The sequence below is a fragment of the Flagellimonas pacifica genome (assembly GCF_900215465.1).
Taxonomy (GTDB): domain Bacteria; phylum Bacteroidota; class Bacteroidia; order Flavobacteriales; family Flavobacteriaceae; genus Flagellimonas; species Flagellimonas pacifica.
In genome coordinates, this window is the sequence record NZ_OBEH01000003.1 from 215,243 (window position 1) to 227,847 (window position 12,605).

16 protein-coding genes are annotated in these 12,605 nt (G+C 37.3%); 8 read left to right on the plus strand and 8 right to left on the minus strand.

Features of this window, described 5'->3' with window-relative positions; all coding sequences use genetic code 11:
* Positions 1 to 46: 46 nt before the first annotated feature.
* Complete coding sequence (locus CRO15_RS10815) at positions 47 to 466, plus strand: nucleoside-diphosphate kinase (RefSeq protein ID WP_097045847.1); 420 nt, start codon at positions 47 to 49, stop codon at positions 464 to 466.
* Between the two features lie 50 nt (positions 467 to 516).
* Here CRO15_RS10815 and CRO15_RS10820 read toward each other — a convergent pair whose 3' ends face one another.
* Genes CRO15_RS10820 through recF form a run of 4 tightly spaced genes read right to left on the minus strand, consistent with a single transcriptional unit; the run spans position 517 to position 2,849 of the window.
* The gene (locus tag CRO15_RS10820) at positions 517 to 1,023 is read right to left on the minus strand and encodes a GNAT family N-acetyltransferase (RefSeq protein ID WP_097045848.1); all 507 of its coding nucleotides are present in this window, start codon (positions 1,021 to 1,023) and stop codon (positions 517 to 519) included.
* A gap of 26 nt (positions 1,024 to 1,049) precedes the next feature.
* Positions 1,050 to 1,346, minus strand: coding sequence for a DciA family protein (locus CRO15_RS10825; RefSeq protein ID WP_097045849.1), 297 nt, complete (start codon positions 1,344 to 1,346; stop codon positions 1,050 to 1,052).
* On the minus strand, positions 1,346 to 1,768 hold the full coding sequence (locus tag CRO15_RS10830) for a hypothetical protein (protein ID WP_097045850.1): 423 nt from the start codon (positions 1,766 to 1,768) through the stop codon (positions 1,346 to 1,348). The genes CRO15_RS10825 and CRO15_RS10830 overlap by 1 nt, the downstream gene beginning before the upstream one ends.
* Position 1,769: 1 nt before the next feature.
* Positions 1,770 to 2,849, minus strand: a complete 1,080-nt coding sequence (gene recF, locus CRO15_RS10835) for a DNA replication/repair protein RecF (protein WP_097045851.1) — start codon at positions 2,847 to 2,849, stop codon at positions 1,770 to 1,772.
* A gap of 126 nt (positions 2,850 to 2,975) precedes the next feature.
* Between recF and CRO15_RS10840 the strand changes: the two genes are divergently transcribed.
* The 7 genes from CRO15_RS10840 (at position 2,976) to CRO15_RS10870 (ending at position 9,179) form a co-directional block, all read left to right on the plus strand.
* Positions 2,976 to 3,737 carry a tetratricopeptide repeat protein gene (locus CRO15_RS10840; RefSeq protein WP_097045852.1) on the plus strand — a complete coding sequence of 254 codons (762 nt, stop codon included), beginning with the start codon at positions 2,976 to 2,978 and terminating at the stop codon, positions 3,735 to 3,737.
* Between the two features lie 4 nt (positions 3,738 to 3,741).
* Positions 3,742 to 4,224: a 6,7-dimethyl-8-ribityllumazine synthase gene (gene ribH, locus CRO15_RS10845; protein ID WP_097045853.1), complete on the plus strand. Its 483-nt coding sequence runs from the start codon at positions 3,742 to 3,744 to the stop codon at positions 4,222 to 4,224.
* 159 nt (positions 4,225 to 4,383) lie between these two features.
* On the plus strand, positions 4,384 to 4,668 hold the full coding sequence (locus CRO15_RS10850) for a riboflavin synthase subunit beta (protein ID WP_097045854.1): 285 nt from the start codon (positions 4,384 to 4,386) through the stop codon (positions 4,666 to 4,668).
* A complete protein-coding gene (gene mutL, locus CRO15_RS10855) occupies positions 4,668 to 6,515 on the plus strand; it encodes a DNA mismatch repair endonuclease MutL (protein WP_097045855.1) in 1,848 nt (615 codons plus the stop codon). Before CRO15_RS10850 ends, mutL begins: the two co-directional genes overlap by 1 nt.
* Entirely contained in the window at positions 6,516 to 7,250 is a 735-nt protein-coding gene (locus CRO15_RS10860) for a rhomboid family intramembrane serine protease (RefSeq protein ID WP_097045856.1), read from the plus strand.
* 3 nt (positions 7,251 to 7,253) lie between these two features.
* Positions 7,254 to 8,120 carry a rhomboid family intramembrane serine protease gene (locus CRO15_RS10865; protein WP_097045857.1) on the plus strand — a complete coding sequence of 289 codons (867 nt, stop codon included), beginning with the start codon at positions 7,254 to 7,256 and terminating at the stop codon, positions 8,118 to 8,120.
* 3 nt (positions 8,121 to 8,123) lie between these two features.
* On the plus strand, positions 8,124 to 9,179 hold the full coding sequence (locus tag CRO15_RS10870) for an endonuclease/exonuclease/phosphatase family protein (protein ID WP_097045858.1): 1,056 nt from the start codon (positions 8,124 to 8,126) through the stop codon (positions 9,177 to 9,179).
* On the opposite strand, the gene CRO15_RS19935 is transcribed toward CRO15_RS10870, so the two are convergent.
* Genes CRO15_RS19935 through dapB form a run of 4 tightly spaced genes read right to left on the minus strand, consistent with a single transcriptional unit; the run spans position 9,168 to position 12,604 of the window.
* Positions 9,168 to 9,476, minus strand: a complete 309-nt coding sequence (locus CRO15_RS19935) for a DUF6122 family protein (protein ID WP_097045859.1) — start codon at positions 9,474 to 9,476, stop codon at positions 9,168 to 9,170. The two genes, CRO15_RS10870 and CRO15_RS19935, sit on opposite strands and share 12 nt — an antisense overlap.
* Positions 9,469 to 10,101 carry a WbqC family protein gene (locus tag CRO15_RS10880; protein WP_097045860.1) on the minus strand — a complete coding sequence of 211 codons (633 nt, stop codon included), beginning with the start codon at positions 10,099 to 10,101 and terminating at the stop codon, positions 9,469 to 9,471. Before CRO15_RS10880 ends, CRO15_RS19935 begins: the two co-directional genes overlap by 8 nt.
* 15 nt (positions 10,102 to 10,116) lie before the next feature.
* Positions 10,117 to 11,856, minus strand: a complete 1,740-nt coding sequence (lepB, locus tag CRO15_RS10885; RefSeq protein WP_097045861.1) for a signal peptidase I — start codon at positions 11,854 to 11,856, stop codon at positions 10,117 to 10,119.
* A 46-nt stretch (positions 11,857 to 11,902) separates the two neighbouring features.
* A complete protein-coding gene (dapB, locus tag CRO15_RS10890; protein WP_097045862.1) occupies positions 11,903 to 12,604 on the minus strand; it encodes a 4-hydroxy-tetrahydrodipicolinate reductase in 702 nt (233 codons plus the stop codon).
* Position 12,605: the final 1 nt, after the last annotated feature.

Here is a 12,605-nt window from a genome sequence, read left to right on the forward strand (position 1 = left end):
TTGTTCGTTGATTGAAAAACCGTAAGTTTGCGCAAAATTTTAAAAAATGACTGGAAATAGAACATTCACCATGATTAAGCCAGATGCCGTAGAAAATGGTCATATTGGTGCAATTCTGGAAAAAATAACTGCTGCAGGATTCAAAATTGTAGCAATGAAATATACGCAGTTGAGCAAAAGAGATGCTGAGGAGTTTTATGCTGTTCACAAGGAGCGACCTTTCTTTGGGGAATTGGTTCAATTTATGACCAGAGGTCCTATCGTATCTGCTATTTTGGAAAAAGACAATGCTGTGGATGATTTTAGAGCATTGATTGGAGCTACAAATCCAGATGAGGCGGCTGAAGGAACTATTCGCAAATTATTTGCCACCAGTATTGGAGAAAATGCTGTTCATGGTTCTGATAGTGATGAGAATGCAGCAATTGAAGGTGCTTTTCATTTTTCTGGAAGAGAAGTGTTCTAAGTAATCGATATATAGATTTAATTGTAAAAGCCACTCATACGAGTGGCTTTTTATGTTGAAAAAAGTAGATACTCTTCTTTGTCCGTTTTTGGTTTTATAGTACCATTCTCCAAAAGTCCAATTTTGCGGATTAACTTTTGGGAACCAATGTTCTCATCTGTTGTGATGGCCAAAATGCGGGGTAATTTCAGTTTTTCCTTTCCATATGCCAAAATAGACAAACTGGCTTCATGGGTATAACCTTTTCCCTCCTGTTCGGGTAAAATGGCGAATCCTATATCGGGATCATCTAGGTAGTCACGTTTTACCAAACCACAGATGCCAATGGGCTCCAATGAACTTTTCAAACACATTTTATACAGACCATAGCCGTTGTTCTTGTAGGAAGCTATCAAGTTGGATTTTATGTAATCTTTGGCTTGTTGATTGGTTTTTACCCCTCTGTCTCCAATAAACTGTATCCAGTTTGGGCTGTTTAAGAGTTTTCTAAAAAATGGATAATCTTTTACTTCTGCCTCTGCCAGAACTAACCTTTCTGTCTCAACAATTTTTTTCACTGATTCTTTGATAACAGGTTAATATACTAGCGTAGCACTATTTTTTTCACCAAATCTTTTCCTAATTCCTCATTCAATAAGGTGATGATTTTGGTTTTTCCCAAACTGAGTTCTTCTCGTAAAACGGAAGACGAGAGTGATACAAACAAAGTTTCGTTTCTCAACTCTACACCTGTGGTATAATTGTTTACCCCATTCCCCATCAATTTTACCCAAGCGTTTTTAACATCAACCTTATCCATGCCTTTTTGGAGCTTATTCTCTTTGATAAACTCATTCAAAGCATCACTCATTGGAATATGTGAATTGTTTCTTTTTGCCATTATTTAGGTATTACAATGGGTTGAAAGCGTGAATAGGAATATAAAACTCCTTCCTCATTGAGGACAGAAAAGGAAGTAGGATCTAAATGGGTCAATTTTTCTTCCCGCTCAATTAAATTGTTCTTATATATTAAAATATATGAATCATTTATGGATTGAATTTTAAAGGCTTCTACATCTTGAGATATATTGTATGTACCATTAAACTTGGGCTGGACTTTCTTTCGAAATCCTTCCATGTTTTCCAAGTGAATAAAATCAATGGTAGGATTCACCGAATAATTCTTCTTAGCACCATCCGAAAATTCCACTTCGGAAATTTCCCAATATCCATTTAAATAAGTTAAATCTTCCTTGGAAATAGTCGTTTCATGACAACCTATCAACAAAAAAAAAGAATATAGAATCAATATCTTCTTCATGCTACAAGGTAAAGATTTTATAGCTCTGACGAATGTTTTTAACTACATTTTCGGTACGCTCTGCATGGGTGTCGCTAATGAATATTTGACCAAAATTGTCGTTGTCCACCAAACCAACTATTTGGGATACCCTATTTTCATCCAATTTGTCAAAAATATCATCCAACAATAAGATTGGCGTAGTTTTGGCCTGCTCTTTTATAAAATGGAACTGTGCCAATTTTAAAGCGATCAAAAAAGATTTTTGTTGACCTTGACTTCCAAATTTTTTGATGGGATGTCCCGCAATGGTAAAATTAAGGTCATCTTTATGGACTCCAACGCTTGTGTATTGGATAATCCTGTCCTTGTCTATGACTGTTTCTAAAAGCTCTAATAACCCCTTTTCTGAAAGTTGACTTTCATAAGACAGCATTATTTGTTCTTCCTTGTCAGTGATATGGGCATATTGCTCCTTGAATATGGGAAGGAAAGATGAAATAAAGGCAACCCTTTTTTTATGAATTTCTGTACCCAAGGTGTGCAATTGCTCGTTATAGATACTCAGCGTATTTTTGTCAAAGGTGTTATTGGCAACGAAATATTTCAGCAAAGAATTACGCTGAACCAAGACTTTGTTGTATTTGATTAAGGTTTTTAGATATCCCTTATCCGACTGGGAAATTACCCCGTCCATAAACTTTCTTCGTGTATCACTTCCTTCAATGATCAAATCACGATCAGATGGAGAAATGATTACCAAAGGCAAAAAACCAATATGCTCTGAAAACTTCTCGTAAGCCTTGCCATTTCGTTTAATGACTTTTTTCATTCCTTTTTTAAAGCTGCAGATAATTTTTTCTGTTCTTTCTTTTTTTTCAAATTCCCCTTCAACCACAAAAAAATCCGTCCCATGCTTAATATTTTGTGTAGATACCGGATTAAAGTAACTTTTTCCAAAAGACAGGTGGTAAATGGCATCCAAAATGTTGGTCTTTCCCACGCCATTGTCCCCAACCAAACAGTTGATAACGGGGTCGAATTCCAATTTTTTGGAAGAGAAATTTTTGTAATTAATTAAAGATAAATGCTTTAAAAACATAAAAGGCTAGAGCTTTATGGCATTTTTGATCACGTGGCGACCAATTAAAGATTCCAAAAATAACGAATAAATTACCTTTTGGTTTTGGATAAAAACTTTATTTTTGCGCGATTAATTAAATCAAGGATGGCAACATACAAGAAGCGAGGCTTTAAGCCAAAAAATAAGGTTGAAGAAGCACAATTGGACGAACAGAATAGTACAACTGCTGAGGTTTTTAGTACTTTGGATGAGAGTGCTTCCAAAACTGAGGCTTGGGTTCAGGCCAACCAAAATTATATTTTGGGAGCAATTGCGGTCATCGCCGTTGGAGTTCTTGGATATTTGGGATACAACGAATTTATTCAAAAACCAAAAGAGGCTTCTGCAGCCAATGAGTTGTTCTACCCACAACAATATTTTGACCAAGCACTGACCAATGAAACTGCAAAGGATTCGTTGTTCACATTAGCTTTGAATGGTGCAGAAGGCAAATATGGTTTCTTGGATATTATGGAAGAGTATAAAGGGACCAAAGCAGCAAATCTGGCTAAATATTCAGCTGGAATGACTTATTTGAATCTTCAGCAATATGATCAGGCAATTTCCCATTTGGAAAACTTCTCATCAGATGATGCTGTGTTGGGAGCCATGGCCAAAGGAGGTATTGGAGATGCATTTTCACAATTGAATCAACAAGAAGATGCTTTGGATTACTACGAAAAAGCTATTGCCCACAGTAGCAATGAATATACTACACCAAGATTTTTATATAAGGCCGGTGTAATTGCCATGGATTTGGGTCAGAAGGAAAAAGCCTTGGGCTACTTTGAACAAATCAAGAATGATTTTTCTGCTTCTCAAGAAGCCAATGGCGTAGATGTGCTTATAGGGTTGGCTAAAAACTAAGCCGATGGCAACGGAAAATAAAAACTTATCAGCATACGATAAGACAACAATCCCAAACGCGAAGGATCTTCGGTTTGGGATTGTTGTTTCTGAATGGAACGAAGCCATTACTGAAGGACTCTACAAAGGTGCACATGAGGCTTTGTTGGATTGTGGAGCTTTGGAGGAAAATATTCTTCGCTGGAACGTTCCGGGCAGTTATGAGCTTACTTTTGGATGCAAAAAAATGCTATCCTCTCAAAATGTGGATGCTGTAATAGCCATAGGAAGTGTAATCAGGGGAGAGACCAGTCATTTTGATTATGTGTGTTCCGCTACTGCACAGGGGATCAAAGACCTTAATGTGCTCCATGACACTCCTGTTATTTTTTGTGTGTTGACCGATGATACCTTACAGCAATCCATAGACCGTAGTGGAGGCAAGCATGGCAACAAAGGGACCGAAGCGGCTATTGCGGCCATTAAAATGGCAGCTTTAGGAAGGTAATCCTTTAAAATCCCTATTTCAAACCCTAATTCTTGGGTTGTCCAAAATCTAAAAATCCAACCATCTAACCATCCGATAAGCTGTTAACATTTTTTGGCAGTACGGGGTATTCCTGTTTTTCGATTTTGAGTACCTTTGAGGTTAGACGAAAAGGATGCAATGCGAAATTTTCTAAAGCTTAGAAAAAATAGGACTTATAATTACTCACCAAGGTATTACAAGGGAGAGGGCAATCCTTATAAAATAGAACACAAACTAGATAAATTCCGAACTACTGCGCATACACAAAGAGGTATAAAAAATAAGATTTCCTCGGCAGTGGATGATCTAAAGAATGAAGGGGACAAGAACATAAAACTTCGCTTTCTTGTAATTGTAGCAGTTTTGATACTACTGTTTCTCTTTATCATCGACTTTGATTTATCGATATTCCTGAATCCATAATGGCGGATATCATTAAACTTTTGCCAGACCATGTGGCCAATCAAATTGCCGCAGGGGAAGTGGTTCAGCGGCCAGCTTCGGTAGTAAAGGAGCTATTGGAAAATTCCATAGATGCGAATGCAACCTTGATAAAATTGATTGTTAAGGATGGCGGTAAAGCCTTGATTCAAGTAGTTGATAATGGCCTTGGCATGAGTGAGACAGATGCCCGACTCTCTTTTGAACGGCATGCAACCTCCAAAATATCCAGTGCACAGGATTTGTTCAATCTTGAGACCAAAGGATTCAGGGGTGAAGCATTGGCATCCATAGCTGCAATTGCCCATGTGGACATGCAGACCAAAACTGAGAATGCAGAAATTGGAGTGCATTTAAAGATTGAGGGCAGTAAAGTAAAATGCCAGGAAGTAGTGGCTGCTCCAAAGGGAACATCCATTTCAGTAAAAAATCTGTTTTTTAATATTCCGGCGAGACGTAATTTCTTAAAATCGAACCAAGTAGAATTACGACATATTACCGATGAATTTCATCGGGTTGCATTGGTGCATCCCAATATCGAATTTCATTTTTACAACAATGGGTCCGAAACATTTAATTTGCCAAAAGCAAACCACAGACAACGGATAAGCCATATTTTCGGAAGTAAGATGACGAATCGTCTGGTTCCTGTGAGCGAAGAGACCGAAGTGGTCAAGGTCACCGGGTTTGTCTGTAAGCCAGAATTTGCCAAAAAGAGTAGGGGAGAACAGTTTTTCTTTGCCAACAATAGGTTTATCAAAAGTCCATATTTGCACCATGCCGTGGTTGCGGCATTTGAGGGTTTAATAAAATCGGACCTATATCCAGGTTACTTTTTGTATTTGGATGTTGACCCATCATCCATCGATATTAATATTCACCCCACAAAAACAGAGGTGAAGTTTGACGATGAGAACACCATTTATGCCATTTTGCGTTCAACCATAAAGCATAGTTTGGGACAGTTTAACGTTGCCCCTGTTTTGGATTTTGAGCACGACCCTAATCTGGATACACCATATGCCTATAAAGAAAAAGGAGCTGTGATTCCTAAGGTTACAGTGGATGCTGCTTTTAACCCCTTTCAGGAAGTTGCTAAAAGTCCATCTGGTAAATCTTCATATCAGAAGGTTAGTTCTAAAGGCTGGGAAAATCTGTATGATGGTCTTGACAAAAACATAGATACGGATAATTTCAGCAGTTTGGAAATTGAATCCGATACAGCGGTTCAAGGAACCATCTATTCAGATTCGGAAGAAGAAACACAAACGGGGATTACTTTTCAGCTTAGACGAAAATACATTGTGAGTACCATTAAATCGGGAATGCTGGTCATTCATCAGAACAGGGCGCATGAGCGTATACTTTTTGAAAAGTTTTTGGGGGAGATTACGGTAAAAGAAGGGATTAGTCAACAACTTTTGTTTCCTTTGGAACTATCATTCAACAAACAGGAACGGGCCATTTTAAAAGAGATCCAAGAAAGTCTTATAAATGTTGGTTTTGCATTTGAAAGTTTGGAGAAAGAGACTGTTAAAGTGACAGGTGTGCCTTTGCTTCTTTCCGAAAGTGGAATTGGCACGGTATTGGATCGGATGATTGCTGATTATAAGGAAGGATTTGAAGGAAGATCAATTTCCCAAGCAGAATTGTTGGCCAAAGGATTGGCCCGGAATTTAGCCGTGAAATCAGGTGAGGTTTTGGACCAAGAATCGCAATTGGCCCTGGTCAACGATCTATTTGGTTGTAAGGAACCTAGCCTAAGTCCGTTCCAAAAAATGACATACACTACAATCTCCGAAGGAGATATTGAAAAAAAGTTTAATTAGATGGGTAGATTGACCGAGGCAGTAAAACATTTATTGATTGTTAATGTAATCTTGTTTTTTGCTACACAATTGTATGGAGATCAGATGTACCAATGGTTGTCATTGTGGTTTCCAGAAAATGAAAACTTTCAATGGTGGCAGGTAGTTACCCATATGTTTATGCATGGAGGCCTTATGCATATTGTCTTCAATATGTATGCACTTTGGGCTTTTGGAACCCCATTGGAACGTGTTTGGGGTAGAAATAAATTCTTGTTCTTCTATTTTTCTGCAGGGCTTGGTTCTGCTTTACTTCATTCAGGTGTTAACTTTTATCTTTTTAATGAGGGTATGGAAGCATTGGTAAATGCAGGAATGACCAAGGGGCAAGTTCTGGAGATTGTTTCTAAAGGACAGTACAGTCCGGATTGGTATAATATAGCTTCTAAGAGTACAATTGATAATTTCTTAAGTGCTTATAATACACCTGCAGTTGGTGCATCAGGCGCAATTTATGGTGTTTTGGTGGCTTTTGCTTTTATGTATTCCGAAGCCAAGTTGATGTTGATATTTTTACCAGTTCCAATTAAGGCAAAGTATTTTGTACCAGCGTTACTGGCAATCGATTTATTCTTTGGAATTGGAAATGTAAATACCGGAGTTGCACATTTTGCGCATATAGGAGGGGCTCTGATTGGTTTTATTATGATGTGGTATTGGAAAAAGAATGAATTTAACCAAAACCGATGGAATTAGGGTATGGCAAACGGGGGACTACAATATAATTTTGCTCGACTCAGTATTGCAGAAAAACTGATTGCACTGAATGTATTGGTGTTTATCTTGGATGGCCTGTCAAAGGCATTGCTGGGGAATTCTGCAGCTAACTGGTTTGAATTGCCTAAAGATCTCACGGAGTTTTTTGGTCAGCCTTGGTCTTTGGTTACCTATTCCTTTTTTCATGCAGGTATAGGTCATATTTTCTGGAATATGATTATGCTTTATTTCTCGGGCAGGATTTTCCTGAACCTTTTTGATAACCACAGATTTATAAACGTATACTTTTTAGGTGTAATTTTTGGAGGAATTCTCTTTTTGCTTAGTTACAATATATTTCCAACCCTTTTGGAGGCAAATACAGTATTAATAGGAGCATCAGCAGGGGTAACTGCCGTGTTGATTTTTATATGTGCATATATACCAAACCAAGAGGTGCGGATTATCTTTTTTAATGTTAAGTTATGGCATGTAGGAGCATTTTTTGTTCTGGTGGATCTTATCCAGATTCCCTATGGCGGAAATGTTGGCGGTAGATTAGCTCATTTAGGAGGTGCGTTGTTAGGATATGTATACGCACGTCAGATGTTGAAAGGTAATGATATTGGATTGGGCTTTACCAAGTTGAGGGAAGCAATTGCTCAGCTTTTTAAGCCAAGAGAAAAAAAGGCACCTATGAAAACGGTGTATAAAAAGAAGACTGCTAAAAACAAAAATGCTGCCGATTATGATAAGGAAGCCCGTCAACGTAAAATAGATGGTATCTTGGATAAAATAAGCAAATCTGGTTACGAAAGCTTATCCAAAGCAGAAAAAGATTTTTTGTTTAACGCGGGTAAAGAGGAATAAGATTTGAAGAAACACTCTCGTATTTTTGATAAGGTCATTTATTTCCTAAACATACTTTTGGCTTTTGTATTAGGAATAGCACTTGTAGTGCCGTATGTTCCCGTAACTTTAATGTCTGCATTGTCAACAATTAGTTTGTTGGTTCCAATTTTGGTATGTATTCATGTTTTATTTGTGTTTTTTTGGTTTTTGAGAAAAAGAAAAAGAAAATCGCTTTTGTCTGTATTGATTTTGATTGCATGGTATGTAGTTTTGGGCTCGTTTTATCGGTTTCCCAGCTCAACAGAAATTGAAAACACAGATACATTTTCCATAATGTCTTTCAATTCTAGGAGATTTAATGAGCATAGGCAGCTAGATATTGAAAACGTGGATAGTCTTATATTGAATTTTATTGATCAAAAAAAGCCAGATATTCTTTGTTTTCAAGAATGTTACTATGAGTTAAAGCGAGATGATAATACTGCGCTTGATCAATATCCCCATAAATATATTGACTATGTTTACGGAAAACCGGCCAAACGCGTAATTCAGGCTATCTATTCAAAGTATCCTATTTTGAATAAGGACTCTATTTTGTTTCCTGCTAGCTCAAATAGCGCAGTATATGCAGATATTTTATACAAAAGAGATACAGTTAGAGTGTACAATGTACATCTTCAGTCTTTTAGCATAATCCCTGAAATTAATGCCATAAAAAAACAAAAATCTTCAAAATTACTTGGGAGGTTGAGAAAGGTAATGCTTAAACAACATGAACAGGCTAATTTGATTGAGGAAAGTATGACTGGGATGGATTATAAAACGATAGTTGTTGGTGATTTCAACAATACGCAATATTCCAATATTTACAGAACAATAAAAGGAGATTTACAAGATACTTTTTTAGAAAGAGGAAAGGGATTTGGTAGGTCTTATAATTTATTGGGGTTTCCAATACGAATAGACTATATACTGACTGACCCAACTTTTGAAGTGATTTCGCATCAGAATTTTGATGAAAAACTGTCGGATCATTACCCAATTATGGCCACGTTACGACTTAAATCAGATGAGTAAACAATCGGATAGGTCGGCTATAATGTGAATAATTAAAGCCAGACCTATAATTCTGGTTTTTTTAAAGAAGGGTAGAGTGCAATACAAAAGAATAGCCCAATAACTGTGCAAAGGATGAAAATTAATACTACAGCGATTTGGGTCAAATATGGGCTCAGCAAGAAGGTGGTCAATATCAATTAACATTCCTGCCAGAAGCACCAGCGTAACTTTGATTCGATTGTCCTTGAAAAATATAAACCCAATTAAAATGGGTACAAGAAAGTGAATTCCGTAGTGAATTATAAACCTAAGCATTTAAAAAATCGAGAGGTTGATTCTTTAGATAATCGAGTGCATTTGTTCCTTCATTGAACAACAAATCTAGAATACTGAGATTGGGTACAAAACCATGGCGTTCTTCAAAAACTTGAGAATATGGAGTTGTTGTAATATCCAAAGGTTTTTTGGCTTCAACCAAAAACCTTGCATCATAAGTATTTGAGGTGGTTTTTTCGAAGGTATTTGTAAACATTGAAGGAGATTGCACACCCAGACACTCGCACAAGACGTTAATGGTCTCAAGGTTAAAATTATAAAGAGATTGCACGGGTTCTTTGAATAATGATCTCAAATCATCTTCGTAGAATTCAAAAAATGGTGAAGTTCTGTATGCCGTTTCCAGTGTACGCCAATGTTGTTTTTGCCAATTGGAAGAATTGTCAATTTCAACACCGCGATACTTCTGACGGCCATCTTTACCGCCAACATGGGTTATGGGAATATTTAGCATGTGCTTTCCCCGATCCGTACAGATATAACAACGATTTCGGTAAGTCTGCTTTTGAAAATTGTCGTGTGCCTCCCAGACCACATCTTTTTGAACAATGACGGCGAAGGTAGTAATACTTGGAAAGTACGAAGGGTGTAGCGTTGTTTTCAACAGAGAGTAACTTATCTATGCTTTCTTCTTTTTTCGTTTTCTAATAAAATCAAAGATTACCCAACCCGCAATCACCATTAAAAAGTATTTAAAATAGGAGATTGGCTCACCACTTCCCCCTACTGTAGTAAAGATACGGTCCCAACGAGGACGCCAATTAGCCAAACCTTCCTTAAAATTGTCAAAACTCATCCAAAGAAATACGGGTTTTCCAACAATATGATTAGCAGGTACATAGCCCCAAGTTCTACTATCTTCAGAATGATCCCGATTATCTCCCATCATCCAATAATAATCTTGTTTAAAAGTATAGGAAGTTGCTTCTTCACCGTTAATGTAAACTTTTTGGCCGGTTACCTTTACGTCATTGTATTCGTAATCCCTAATAATTTTCTTGTATAAGGGTATCGTTCTATAATTGATTTCTACGGTGGCTCCTTGCTTGGGGAGATATATAGGGCCAAAATTGTCGTTGTTCCAAGGATATAGGTTAGGTTTTTGAGGGAAAGCACCCCGATAAACTCCTTTTCCTTCATTTGTCCTTACAACGGAGTCTATACTTTGGTTCTCTTTGAGCTTGGCGACCATTTCATCCGTTAAGTTGGCAATTCTTTCCCTTGGTTTTTCCTCGGTCAAGGAAAGGCGTAATTGTCTTATGACTTCTGTTGGTATACCTTTTTGTTCAGTGATAAGCTCAATCTTTCCGTCTGGAGTCCTGTTTGCACCTAAAACAAATGGAGATAGTGCGTTGTATTGGTCCTGACTCAGGTTTCCAGTGAAATATTTTCTTAAATAGTCAGAAGCATCAACTTCCGTTAATAATCTACTGGACACTCCCTTTTGGGCATAGATGGTGTAGTTGTACATCACTTTTGCCCTATCCGAAAGTTGTAGTTTTTTGCCATTGATATGTACAAAGCCATCAATCACAGCAAGTGAATCGCCAGGAGTTCCCACACACCTTTTTACATAATTGGACTTTTTGTCTATAGGCTTTTTAACCGCTCTTTCGGCCTTAAAGAATTGATACAAAGTATCTGAAGGCAAACTAAAAACCACAATGTCATTCTTTTTAACTTCTTGAAAACCAGGCAGCCTTAAATAGGGTAGTTGCAGTTTGTTTTTCCATGAAGTTTTATAGGTTGCCGGGTCAACATCAGCTATATAGGACCTTTTTTTCAAGCCAGGAAGTGTATCATGAACCATGGGTGCCGCCAAAGTTGTCATGGGAACCCTTGCGCCATAATGAAACTTACTTACAAAAAGAAAGTCGCCAACTCTTAATGTGCGCTCCAAAGAACCTGTGGGAATAACGTAGGGTTGTATGAAATAAGTATGAACAAAGGTTGCGGCCACTATGGCGAAAACAATGGAGCTAACCCATTCACCCAGACCTGTTCTTGGTTTTAAATCACGATCTTCTATATACTTAACATCTTCGGCGTAATTGATATAATAAATGTAAAAACCAAGAGTTAGAATGACCGCCCACGTATCCGTAAGTTTATTTTTACCAAAGCTTCTGATGGTTTCTACCCATACTACAGGGAACATCAATAAATTAATGATAGGGATAAACAATAACAATACCCACCACCAAGGTCTGTTGATTATTTTCATTAAAACAATTCCATTGTAGATTGGAATTGCAGCTTCCCAAGCTTTTCTACCAGCTTTTACATATAGTTTCCAAGTTCCTAAAAAATGGATTACTTGTATGATTAGGATAAAAATGATCCACTGTGTGCCGTCCATATAGAAGTTTATTTTTTAGACTAAAAGTCCTAAATGTTGTTACGTTTTATTTTAGATTTAACACATTTTTCATAGAAAAAATACCAGTTTTTCCTTGAATCCACTCTGCGGCAATAACAGCACCCAAAGCAAAACCTTCCCGATTGTTTGCTGTATGCTTAATTTCAACGTCATCCACCTCACTTTTGTAAGTGATGGTATGGGTGCCAGGGACTGTGCCTTCTCGCTTGGATGTAATAGGAATGATTTTATCATCACCTTCCTCCAATTTCCAATCCAAATAGTTCGTGTTTTCGATAATTCCGTCTGCTAAGGTAATCGCTGTACCACTTGGTGCATCCAATTTTTGCGTATGGTGAATCTCTTCCATGGAGACCTTGTACTGGTTCAAGGTAGACATCATTTTGGCTAAATAAGAATTCAACTCAAAAAAAACATTTACCCCTAGACTAAAATTTGAAGCATAGATAAATGCTCCTTTTTTTGCTTGGCAAATATCAACAGCCTTATCGTAATCGGACAACCATCCTGTAGTGCCTGAAATCACGGGAACTTCATTTTCAAAACAAGTAGTTATATTATTGAAAGCAGCATCTGGAGTACTAAAATCAATAGCGACATCCATATTTTTATAATCTACCTCTGTGGTGTTGATATCTACTTTGGCAACTATGGTATGTCTCCTTTGTTGAGCTATTTGCTCAATCATTTTACCCATTTTACCATAGCCAAACAAGCCAATCTTCATA

Excerpts from the sequence above, each read along its gene's own strand:
- CRO15_RS10865 (WP_097045857.1), top strand. The coding sequence starts at position 7,254 with ATGGCAAACGGGGGACTACAATATAATTTTGCTCGACTCAGTATTGCA.
- lepB (WP_097045861.1), bottom strand. The coding sequence starts at position 11,856 with ATGGACGGCACACAGTGGATCATTTTTATCCTAATCATACAAGTAATC.
- dapB (WP_097045862.1), bottom strand. The coding sequence starts at position 12,604 with ATGAAGATTGGCTTGTTTGGCTATGGTAAAATGGGTAAAATGATTGAG.
- ribH (WP_097045853.1), top strand. The coding sequence starts at position 3,742 with ATGGCAACGGAAAATAAAAACTTATCAGCATACGATAAGACAACAATC.
- CRO15_RS10815 (WP_097045847.1), top strand. The coding sequence starts at position 47 with ATGACTGGAAATAGAACATTCACCATGATTAAGCCAGATGCCGTAGAA.
- CRO15_RS10830 (WP_097045850.1), bottom strand. The coding sequence starts at position 1,768 with ATGAAGAAGATATTGATTCTATATTCTTTTTTTTTGTTGATAGGTTGT.
- CRO15_RS10850 (WP_097045854.1), top strand. The coding sequence starts at position 4,384 with ATGCGAAATTTTCTAAAGCTTAGAAAAAATAGGACTTATAATTACTCA.
- CRO15_RS10860 (WP_097045856.1), top strand. The coding sequence starts at position 6,516 with ATGGGTAGATTGACCGAGGCAGTAAAACATTTATTGATTGTTAATGTA.
- CRO15_RS19935 (WP_097045859.1), bottom strand. The coding sequence starts at position 9,476 with ATGCTTAGGTTTATAATTCACTACGGAATTCACTTTCTTGTACCCATT.
- CRO15_RS10840 (WP_097045852.1), top strand. The coding sequence starts at position 2,976 with ATGGCAACATACAAGAAGCGAGGCTTTAAGCCAAAAAATAAGGTTGAA.
- CRO15_RS10825 (WP_097045849.1), bottom strand. The coding sequence starts at position 1,346 with ATGGCAAAAAGAAACAATTCACATATTCCAATGAGTGATGCTTTGAAT.
- recF (WP_097045851.1), bottom strand. The coding sequence starts at position 2,849 with ATGTTTTTAAAGCATTTATCTTTAATTAATTACAAAAATTTCTCTTCC.
- mutL (WP_097045855.1), top strand. The coding sequence starts at position 4,668 with ATGGCGGATATCATTAAACTTTTGCCAGACCATGTGGCCAATCAAATT.